Below are 9,608 nucleotides of genomic sequence, written 5' to 3'. Positions count from 1 at the left end.
CGGCCTGGACCTTGCCGGAGATCTTGGCCTTGCCCTCGATCAGGTCGACGGCGACGCCGTCCTCGGCGATGACGATGCGGTCGTGCGGGACGCCGGTCAGGGCGCCCAGCTCGGCGTTGGCGCGCAGGTGGCGCCATTCGCCGTGCACCGGCATCAGGTTCTTCGGGCGGCAGATGTTGTAGAAGTACAGCAGTTCGCCCGCGGACGCGTGGCCGGAGACGTGGACCTTGGCGTTGCCCTTGTGGATGACGTTGGCGCCCCAGCGGGTCAGGCCGTTGATCACGCGGTAGACCGCGTTCTCGTTCCCGGGGATCAGGGACGACGCCAGGATCACCGTGTCGCCCTGGACGATGCGGATCTGGTGGTCCCTGTTGGCCATCCTCGACAGGGCCGCCATGGGTTCGCCCTGGGAGCCCGTGCAGACGAGGACCACCTCGCTGTCCGGGAGGTCGTCGAGCGTCTTGACGTCCACGACCAGGCCCGGGGGGACCTTCAGGTAGCCCAGGTCTCGCGCGATGCCCATGTTGCGGACCATCGAGCGCCCGACGAAGGCGACGCGGCGGCCGTACTCGTGCGCCGCGTCCAGGATCTGCTGGATGCGGTGGACGTGGCTGGCGAAGCTCGCGACGATGATGCGCTTGCGGGCGCCGGCGAAGACCTGGCGCAGGACGTTGGAGATCTCCCGCTCGGGCGGGACGAAGCCCGGGACCTCGGCGTTCGTCGAGTCCGAGAGCAGGAGGTCGATGCCCTCCTCGCTCAGGCGTGCGAATGCGTGGAGGTCCGTGAGGCGGCTGTCCAGCGGGAGCTGGTCCATCTTGAAGTCGCCGGTGTGGACCACCATGCCCGCGGGGGTGCGGATGGCGACGGCCAGCGCGTCGGGGATGGAGTGGTTGACCGCGACGAACTCGCAGTCGAAGGGGCCGATGCGCTCGCGGTGCCCTTCCGCCACCTCGAGGGTGTAGGGGCGGATGCGGTGCTCCTGGAGCTTGGCCTCGATGAGGGCGAGGGTCAGCTTGGAGCCGATCAGCGGGATGTCCGGCTTCTCGCGCAGGAGGAAGGGGACGCCGCCGATGTGGTCCTCGTGGCCGTGCGTGAGGACGATGCCCTCGATGTCGTCGAGGCGGTCCCTGATGGACGAGAAGTCCGGCAGGATCAGGTCGATTCCGGGCTGCTCCTCCTCGGGGAAGAGCACTCCGCAGTCGACGATCAGCAGGCGGCCGCCGTACTCGAAGACCGTCATGTTCCGGCCGATTTCGCCGAGGCCGCCGAGCGGGGTGACCCGCAGGCCGCCTTCGGGGAGCGGCGGGGGCGGGCTGAGTTCGGGGTGCGGATGACTCAAAAGACTCTCCTCACCACGCGCGCCACGTACCGGTAGGGCACGTGGCGCGCATGACGTTCGTGCAGAAGCAGTTGTCGTATGGAGTGGTGCGGGCACCGGTGGCCCGCCTATTCAGTTGTGAAGCAGGTGCGCGGGGATCCGCGCGAAGTCCGATGTCAGAGCTGTACCCCGCCGGCGGCAAGATCGATCTTGAGTTGCTCGATCTCCTCGGGCGCGCACTCGACCATGGGGGCGCGCAGAGGCCCGCCGGGCAGGCCCTTCAGTGCGAGCGCCGCCTTGGTCGTCATCACGCCCTGGGTGCGGAACATGCCCGTGTAGACCGAGAGCAGCTTCTGGTGGATCTCGGTGGCCTTCTGGACGTCGCCCGAGGTGTACGCCTCGACCAGGGCGCACAGCTCGGGGGTGACCACGTGGCCGACGACCGAGACGAAGCCGACGGCGCCCACGGAGAGCAGCGGCAGGTTCAGCATGTCGTCGCCGGAGTACCAGGCGAGATCCGAGCGGGCGATGGCCCAGCTCGCCCGGCCCAGGTCGCCCTTGGCATCCTTGTTGGCGACGATCCGGGGATGCTCGGCGAGGCGGACGAGCGTCTCCGTGTTGATCGGGACGCCGCTGCGGCCGGGGATGTCGTAGAGCATGACCGGCAGCTCGGTGGCGTCGGCGACGGCCGTGAAGTGCCGGTAGAGGCCCTCTTGCGGGGGCTTGTTGTAGTACGGGGTCACAAGAAGCAGGCCGTGTGCGCCGGTACGCTCCGCCGCTCGGGCGAGTTCGATGCTGTGGTGGGTGTTGTTGGTGCCGACTCCGGCCACGACGTGGGCGCGGTCGCCGACGGCTTCGAGGACCGCCCGTACGAGATCCGCTTTCTCCGCGTCGCTGGTGGTCGGCGACTCGCCCGTGGTGCCGTTGATGACCAGGCCGTCGTTGCCTGCGTCCACCAGGTGGGTGGCGAGCCGCTGCGCGCCGTCGAGGTCGAGTGCGCCGTCCGCCTTGAAGGGCGTGACCATGGCGGTGAGGACCCGCCCGAAGGGGGTCTGCGGAGTCGAGGTCGGAGCCATGGGTTACACGCTACTCGTTGCTCAGGACCGGGTCTGCCCTAGGGGGAGGCGACAAGTCGTGACAAAGGTGGAGCCCGGCACTGCCTGCTCGGGGGTTCAAGCAGTGCCGGGCCCGTTTGATCAGGCTAGATGAACTTCTAGAAATGCCGCAATACGGACACTTCGTGCGGCTGAACCGTACATCTGTGCCTGATCGGGGAACGGGGGCGCGTTACGGCGCCACGCGCCCGTTCGCGTTGAAGGCGGCGTAGGTGAGCGGCATGAGCCCGGCCCACTCGGCCTCCATCTTCTCGCCGACCATCTCGATCTCGCGTTGCGGGAAGGACGGGACCTTGGCCAGCTCGTGCTGCGTGCGCAGGCCGAGGAAGTGCATCAGCGAGCGGGCGTTGCAGGTGGCGTACATCGAGGAGTACAGGCCGACCGGAAGGACCGCGCGGGCGACCTCGCGGGCGACGCCGGCGGCGAGCATCTCCTGGTAGGCCTCGTACGCCTGCCGGTAGGAGTCCTCCATCACGCGGCCGACCAGCTCCTGCTGGGCCTGGGTGCCCTCGACGAAGACGTACTTGCCGGGGCGGCCCTCCTGGACCAGCTTGCGGGACTCGTCGGGGACGTAGAAGACCGGCTGGAGCTCCCGGTAGCGGCCGCTCTCCTCGTTGTACGACCAGCCGACGCGGTGCCGCATGAACTCGCGGAAGACGAAGATCGGTGCGCTGATGAAGAAGGTCATCGAGTTGTGCTCGAAGGGGCTGCCGTGCCGGTCCCGCATCAGGTAGTTGATCAGGCCCTTGGAGCGCTCGGGGTCCTTGTTCAGCTCGTCCAGGGACTGCTCGCCGAGGGTCGACACGCGGGCGGCGAACAGGACGTCCGCGTCGGACGCGGTGTGCTTGACCAGCTCGACGGTCACATCGCTGCGGTAGCTGGGCTTGGGGTCGTCGGCGGGGGTGTCGGTCACGGTTGGCAGGGCCTTCCCATCTCGTCGTGTGGCGACGCCACTCTACGGCCCGGCGAAATCAGCGCGATCGGTGGCGTGCCGCAATGAAGTTGGTGAAACAGGGCACCTCTGAGGGAGTTCATTCGTCTCTACAGACGAAAGTGATCCGTTCCACCCTTTGAAGGAGACGCACCCCTGATGTTCGGTCGGCGTGAACCCGTACCGTTTGCCTTCGTCGCCGAGGCCGACAGGTTCCGCAGTAATGTCACTCCCCCACCGCGTGAGCGGCTGTCCGTCGGCCAGATGGCCGGGCGATGGCTGCTGGGTCTGACGATCGTGGCGGGGCTCGTGGGTTCCCTGGTCGTCGGGACGCCCGCGCTGTCGGTCGACCACCCGGGCTCGCAGCCCCAGCAGTCGCAGGCCTCGCAGAAGAACTGAGCCGCCACAGGCCGGCGCTGACTCATCCGGCCCCCCGCCAGTGGTGACCGGGTACACAGATCGGTAGCCTCACCGGGCACAGCCCACGCATGGATCGAGTGAGGACCAGCCGTGCCCCTGCCCTTCCTGACGGCCGACCGCGTTTTCGAGGCGGCGGACGACGTTCCGTTGCCGTACGACGACCGTGACCGCTGGCGGCGGCCGTACCGGCCCGGGCCCTGGCGGGTGGGGGCGGCGGCGCTGGCGCTGCTGCTCGCCTCGTTCGTGCTGTTCGCCGCGGTCATCATCGCGGCGACGGCCGAACTGGACTCGGCCGGCGCGGTCTTCGGGCTCGCGCTGCTCGTCATCGCCGGGGCGCTGCGGCTGCTCCGCGTGGGCGTGTGGGTGAGCGCGCGCGGGCTGCGGCAGGTGGGCTTCCTCACGACACGTACGGCGTCCTGGGACCAGGTCGCCGCCGTGCGCACGGTGCAGCAGCCGGTGCGCTGGCTGGGGCTGCCCCGGACGGTGCAGGGGCAGGCGCTGCTGCTCGTCCGGCAGGGACAGTCGCCCGACGGCGGGCCGGCGCTGCTGACCACACACAACGCGGACTTCCTGGGCCGCGTGGAGGCCTTCGACCGGGCGGCCGACTCCGTCGAGGCCTGGGCGGACGAGTACCGCCCGCACTGACGCCCAGGCGATCCCGGATTTCTCATGCCGGAGGGGCCGGACCGTTCGCGGTCCGGCCCCTCCGGCATGAGTGGGTGCGGTTCAGGCCGTCTCGGGCTGCTTGCCGTCGTGCAGGGCGATCGCGCGCTGCATCGCCTTGCGGGCGCGCGGGGTGTCACGGGCGTCGTGGTAGGCGACGGCGAGGCGGAACCAGGTGCGCCAGTCGTCGGGGGCGGCTTCCGTCTCGGCCTTGCGCTTGGCGAAGACCTCGTCGGCCGAGTCCCGGTCGATACGGCCGCTGGGCATGCGCCTCAGTTCGTCGACGGGCAGGCCGCCCTCGGCTTCGAGTTCGGCGGCGAGGGCGTTGGCCCTGCGGACGAACTGGGTGTTCTTCCACAGGAACCACAGGCCGATGACCGGCAGGATCAGCACCGCGACGCCGAAGGTGACGGTGAGGGGCGTGCCGGTCTCGATGAGCAGCACGCCGCGGCTGCCGACCAGGACGAAGTAGACGACCAGGACGGCGGCCGTGAGGGCGTAGGTGAGCTTCGCGCGCATGACGGTCAGGGGCTCAGCTCAGGTCCAGGAAGTGTTCCAGGCCGAAGGTCAGGCCCGGGACGCTCCCCACACGGCGGGCGCCGAGCAGGATGCCCGGCATGAAGCTGCTGTGGTGCAGCGAGTCGTGCCGGACCGTCAGGGTCTCGCCCTCGGCGCCGAGCAGGACCTCCTGGTGGGCGAGCAGGCCGCGCAGCCGGACGGCGTGGACCGGGACGCCGTCGACGTCGGCGCCGCGGGCACCGTCCAGGGCGGTGGCCGTGGCGTCCGGGGCCGGGGCGGAGCCCGCGTTGCGGCGTGCCTCGGCGATGAGCTGGGCGGTGCGCGTGGCGGTGCCGGAGGGGGCGTCCACCTTGTTCGGGTGGTGCAGCTCGACGACCTCGACGGACTCGAAGTACGGCGCGGCGATCTGCGCGAACTTCATGGTCAGGACGGCTCCGATGGAGAAGTTGGGCGCGATGAGCACGCCGGTCTCCGGGGACTGCTCCAGCCAGCCCGTCAGCCGCGCGAGGCGCTCGTCGGTCCAGCCGGTGGTGCCGACGACCGCGTGGATGCCGTGGCGTACGCAGTAGTCGAGGTTGGCCATGACCGAGTCGGGCGTGGTCAGTTCGACCGCGACCTGGGCGCCGGTCTCGGCCAGCGTCTCCAGCTTGTCGCCTCGGCTCAGCGCGGCGACCAGTTCCATGTCCTCGGCGGCTTCGACGGCTCGTACCGCTTCCGAGCCGATCCGGCCCTTGGCGCCGAGGACCGCCACGCGCAGCTTGCTCATCTCTTGTGCTTCCTTAACCAGGGGGTTGTCAGGCGACGGCGTCGTGCAGGCGGCTCGCCTGTTTGTCCTTGAGCGGGCCGATGACCGACAGGGAGGGCTTCCGTCCCAGGATCTCGCGGGCGACCGAGCGGACGTCGTCCGGGGTGACCGACGCTATCCGCGACAGCATGTCGTCGACGGACATCTGCTCGCCCCAGCACAGCTCGCTCTTGCCGATACGGTTCATCAGCGCGCCGGTGTCCTCCAGGCCGAGGACCGTGGAGCCCCGGAGCTGGCCGATCGCGCGCCCGATCTCGTCGTCCGAGAGGCCGTGCTCGGCGACGTGGTCGAGTTCGTCGCGGCAGATCTTCAGCACGTCGTGCACCTGCGACGGCCTGCACCCTGCGTACACGCCGAACAGGCCGCAGTCGGCGAAGCCCGAGGTGTAGGAGTACACGCTGTAGGCCAGGCCGCGCTTCTCGCGTACCTCCTGGAAGAGGCGGGAGGACATGCCACCGCCGAGGGCGGTGTTCAGCACGCCCAGGGCCCAGCGCCGCTCGTCCGTGCGCGACAGGCCCGGCATGCCGAGCACGACGTGCGCCTGCTCGGTCTTGCGGTCGACCAGCTCGACGCGGCCCGCGGTGCGCAGGGGACGCTTGCCGCTGCGCGGGGCGACGGGCTCGGCGGCGAGGTCCTTGAAGGCACCGGCCTTCTCGAAGGCGGCGCGGACCTGCCGTACGACCTTGGAGTGGTCGACGTTGCCGGCGCACGCGACGACCAGGTGGGTCGGGTCGTAGTGCTTCTTGTAGAAGCGGCGGATGCGGTCGGCGGTGAGGGCGTTGACCGTGTCGACCGTGCCGAGGACCGGGCGGCCGAGGGAGTTGTCGCCGAACATCGTGTGCGCGAACAGGTCGTGCACGCAGTCGCCCGGGTCGTCCTCGGTCATGGCGATCTCTTCGAGGATGGCGCCGCGCTCGACGTTGACGTCCTCTTCGAGGATGAGCGAGCCGGTCAGCATGTCGCTGACGACGTCGATGGCGAGGGGCAGGTCGGTGTCGAGCACGCGTGCGTAGTAGCACGTGTACTCCTTCGCCGTGAACGCGTTCATCTCGCCGCCGACCGCGTCGATCGCGGAGGAGATGTCCAGGGCGGACCTGCGGTTCGTGCCCTTGAAGAGCAGGTGCTCCAGGTAGTGGGTGGCGCCGTTCAGGGCCGGGGTCTCGTCGCGGGAGCCGACGTGCGCCCAGATGCCGAAGGTCGCGGAGCGGACCGAGGGCAGAGTCTCGGTGACGATGCGCAGGCCGCCCGGGAGGGTGGTCTTGCGGACCGTGCCGATGCCGTTGGTGCCCTTGATCAGGGTTTGGGTACGGGCGACGGCCCGCGCCTCGGAGGAGGTGCGGGCCGTCGCCTGGGAGCTACTCGACGTCACTTGTCGGTGTCGTCCTTCGTCTCATCGTTCTCTTCGCCCTCGATGACCGGGATCAGGGAGAGCTTGCCGCGGGAGTCGATCTCGGCGATCTCGACCTGGACCTTGGCGCCCACGCCGAGAACGTCCTCGACGTTCTCCACGCGCTTGCCGCCGGCGAGCTTGCGGATCTGCGAGATGTGCAGCAGACCGTCCTTGCCGGGCAGCAGGGAGACGAACGCACCGAAGGTGGTCGTCTTGACGACCGTACCGAGGTAGCGCTCGCCGACCTCGGGCATCGTCGGGTTGGCGATGCCGTTGATCGTGGCGCGGGCGGCCTCGGCGGAGGGGCCGTCGGCGGCACCGATGTAGATCGTGCCGTCGTCCTCGATCGTGATCTCGGCGCCCGTGTCCTCCTGGATCTGGTTGATCATCTTGCCCTTGGGGCCGATGACCTCGCCGATCTTGTCGACCGGGATCTTCACGGTGATGATCCGCGGTGCGTTCGGGGACATCTCGTCCGGGGTGTCGATCGCTTCCATCATCACGTCGAGGATGTGGAGGCGGGCGTCACGGGCCTGCTTGAGGGCCGCGGCCAGGACGGAGGCCGGGATGCCGTCCAGCTTGGTGTCGAGCTGGAGGGCGGTCACGAAGTCCTTCGTGCCGGCGACCTTGAAGTCCATGTCACCGAAGGCGTCCTCCGCACCGAGGATGTCGGTGAGGGTGACGTAGTGCGTCTCGCCCTCGATCTCCTGGGAGATCAGGCCCATGGCGATACCGGCGACGGGGGCCTTCAGCGGCACACCGGCGTTCAGCAGCGACATGGTGGAGGCGCAGACCGAGCCCATGGACGTCGAGCCGTTGGAGCTCAGCGCCTCGGACACCTGGCGGATCGCGTAGGGGAACTCCTCGCGCGCCGGCAGGACCGGGATCAGGGCGCGCTCGGCGAGGGCGCCGTGGCCGATCTCGCGGCGCTTCGGGGAGCCGACGCGGCCGGTCTCGCCGGTGGAGTACGGCGGGAAGTTGTAGTTGTGCATGTAGCGCTTGCGGGTCACCGGGGAGAGGGTGTCCAGCTGCTGCTCCATGCGGAGCATGTTCAGCGTGGTGACGCCCAGGATCTGGGTCTCGCCGCGCTCGAACACCGCGGAGCCGTGGACCCGCGGGATGGCCTCGACCTCGGCGGCCAGAGTGCGGATGTCCGTGACACCGCGGCCGTCGATGCGCTTCTTCTCCTTGATGACGCGCTCACGGACCAGGGTCTTGGTCAGCGAGCGGTACGCGGCGGAGATCTCCTTCTCGCGGCCCTCGAACTCCGGCAGGAGCTTCTCGGCGGCGAGCTGCTTGACGCGGTCCAGCTCGGACTCGCGCTCCTGCTTGCCGGCGATGGTGAGCGCCTGGGCGAGCTCCGGCTTGACGGCGGCGGTGAGCGCCTCCAGGACGTCGTCCTGGTAGTCCAGGAAGATCGGGAACTCGCCGGTCGGCTTGGCGGCCTTGGAGGCGAGGTCCGACTGGGCCTTGCAGAGCACCTTGATGAAGGGCTTCGCGGCGTCCAGACCGGCGGCGACGACCTCCTCGGTGGGCGCCTCGGAGCCGCCCTCGACGAGCTTGATGGTCTTCTCGGTGGCCTCGGCCTCGACCATCATGATCGCGACGTCGCCGTCCTCCAGGACGCGGCCCGCGACGACCATGTCGAAGACGGCGTCCTCGAGCTCGGTGTGCGTCGGGAAGGCCACCCACTGGCCGCGGATCAGCGCGACGCGGACGCCGCCGATCGGGCCGGAGAAGGGCAGACCGGCCAGCTGCGTGGACGCGGACGCGGCGTTGATCGCGACGACGTCGTACAGGTGGTCGGGGTTGAGCGCCATGATCGTGGCGACGACCTGGATCTCGTTGCGCAGGCCCTTCTTGAAGGACGGGCGCAGCGGGCGGTCGATCAGGCGGCAGGTGAGGATCGCGTCCTCGGAGGGCCGGCCCTCACGGCGGAAGAAGCTGCCGGGGATCTTGCCGGCGGCGTACATCCGCTCCTCGACGTCCACCGTGAGCGGGAAGAAGTCGAGCTGGTCCTTGGGGTTCTTGGAGGCGGTGGTGGCCGACAGCACCATGGTGTCGTCGTCCAGGTACGCCACGGCGGAGCCGGCGGCCTGCTTGGCCAGGCGGCCCGTCTCGAAGCGGATGGTGCGGGTGCCGAAGGGGCCGTTGTCGATGACAGCCTCGGCGTAGTGGGTCTCGTTCTCCACTAGCGTTTTCTCCGTTACTTTGTCGTCTTTCGTCCCACTCTGCCCGTGTGGCAGGGGGACGGTGGCGGAGAAGCGCTCCGTTGGTGCGGGCCGGTCTTCGATCGAAGCACCCGGGGCTTCCCCCCGGGGGCCACTACCGAGGACCGGCGGCGGCTAGGCGCGCTTCTCCTCTTCTTGTCGTGCTGTGTCGTCCGTATTGCGTTGTGCTACCACACTACAAAGCAGTAGTGACAGTCCGCACGTACAGCAAAGGGA

General features: G+C 69.2%; 9 protein-coding genes (1 of these 9 running past the window's edge). 2 read left to right on the top strand and 7 right to left on the bottom strand.

What is annotated here, in order from left to right:
• The 3 genes from CP976_RS31515 to thyX all read right to left on the bottom strand — a co-directional run.
• Nucleotides 1-1,339: the 5' portion of a ribonuclease J gene (locus CP976_RS31515; RefSeq protein WP_150483351.1), read on the bottom strand. The gene continues 347 nt to the left of window position 1, outside the view; only the first 1,339 of its 1,686 coding nucleotides appear in the window; the start codon lies at nt 1,337-1,339; its stop codon lies beyond the left edge, outside the window.
• 155 nt (nt 1,340-1,494) lie between these two features.
• Nucleotides 1,495-2,394, bottom strand: coding sequence for a 4-hydroxy-tetrahydrodipicolinate synthase (dapA, locus tag CP976_RS31510; protein WP_150483350.1), 900 nt, complete (start codon nt 2,392-2,394; stop codon nt 1,495-1,497).
• Between the two features lie 211 nt (nt 2,395-2,605).
• Nucleotides 2,606-3,346: an FAD-dependent thymidylate synthase gene (thyX, locus tag CP976_RS31505; RefSeq protein ID WP_150483349.1), complete on the bottom strand. Its 741-nt coding sequence runs from the start codon at nt 3,344-3,346 to the stop codon at nt 2,606-2,608.
• A gap of 177 nt (nt 3,347-3,523) precedes the next feature.
• Between thyX and CP976_RS31500 the strand changes: the two genes are divergently transcribed.
• Both CP976_RS31500 and CP976_RS31495 read left to right on the top strand, forming a co-directional pair.
• Nucleotides 3,524-3,763, top strand: coding sequence for a hypothetical protein (locus CP976_RS31500; protein WP_059415289.1), 240 nt, complete (start codon nt 3,524-3,526; stop codon nt 3,761-3,763).
• Between the two features lie 111 nt (nt 3,764-3,874).
• On the top strand, nt 3,875-4,429 hold the full coding sequence (locus tag CP976_RS31495) for a hypothetical protein (RefSeq protein ID WP_150483348.1): 555 nt from the start codon (nt 3,875-3,877) through the stop codon (nt 4,427-4,429).
• 81 nt (nt 4,430-4,510) lie between these two features.
• Here CP976_RS31495 and CP976_RS31490 read toward each other — a convergent pair whose 3' ends face one another.
• Genes CP976_RS31490 through CP976_RS31475 form a run of 4 tightly spaced genes read right to left on the bottom strand, consistent with a single transcriptional unit; the run spans nt 4,511 to nt 9,353 of the window.
• Nucleotides 4,511-4,966: a tetratricopeptide repeat protein gene (locus CP976_RS31490; protein WP_150483347.1), complete on the bottom strand. Its 456-nt coding sequence runs from the start codon at nt 4,964-4,966 to the stop codon at nt 4,511-4,513.
• A 13-nt stretch (nt 4,967-4,979) separates the two neighbouring features.
• Complete coding sequence (gene dapB / locus CP976_RS31485; RefSeq protein WP_150483346.1) at nt 4,980-5,732, bottom strand: 4-hydroxy-tetrahydrodipicolinate reductase; 753 nt, start codon at nt 5,730-5,732, stop codon at nt 4,980-4,982.
• Nucleotides 5,733-5,760: 28 nt separating this feature from the next.
• Entirely contained in the window at nt 5,761-7,140 is a 1,380-nt protein-coding gene (locus CP976_RS31480) for a M16 family metallopeptidase (RefSeq protein WP_150483345.1), read from the bottom strand.
• Nucleotides 7,137-9,353 (bottom strand): polyribonucleotide nucleotidyltransferase, encoded by a 2,217-nt coding sequence (locus tag CP976_RS31475; RefSeq protein WP_150483344.1) that lies wholly within the window; start codon nt 9,351-9,353, stop codon nt 7,137-7,139. Before CP976_RS31475 ends, CP976_RS31480 begins: the two co-directional genes overlap by 4 nt.
• Between the last annotated feature and the right edge of the window lie 255 nt (nt 9,354-9,608).

The organism is Streptomyces coeruleorubidus (assembly GCF_008705135.1).
Taxonomy (GTDB): domain Bacteria; phylum Actinomycetota; class Actinomycetes; order Streptomycetales; family Streptomycetaceae; genus Streptomyces; species Streptomyces coeruleofuscus.
Note: the sequence above shows the minus strand (reverse complement) of the source record. Positions and strands in the feature narration are given on the sequence as shown.

Coding starts and splice junctions, on each gene's coding strand:
- dapA (WP_150483350.1), bottom strand. CDS start 2,394: ATGGCTCCGACCTCGACTCCGCAGACCCCCTTCGGGCGGGTCCTCACC.
- CP976_RS31500 (WP_059415289.1), top strand. CDS start 3,524: ATGTTCGGTCGGCGTGAACCCGTACCGTTTGCCTTCGTCGCCGAGGCC.
- CP976_RS31490 (WP_150483347.1), bottom strand. CDS start 4,966: ATGCGCGCGAAGCTCACCTACGCCCTCACGGCCGCCGTCCTGGTCGTC.
- dapB (WP_150483346.1), bottom strand. CDS start 5,732: ATGAGCAAGCTGCGCGTGGCGGTCCTCGGCGCCAAGGGCCGGATCGGC.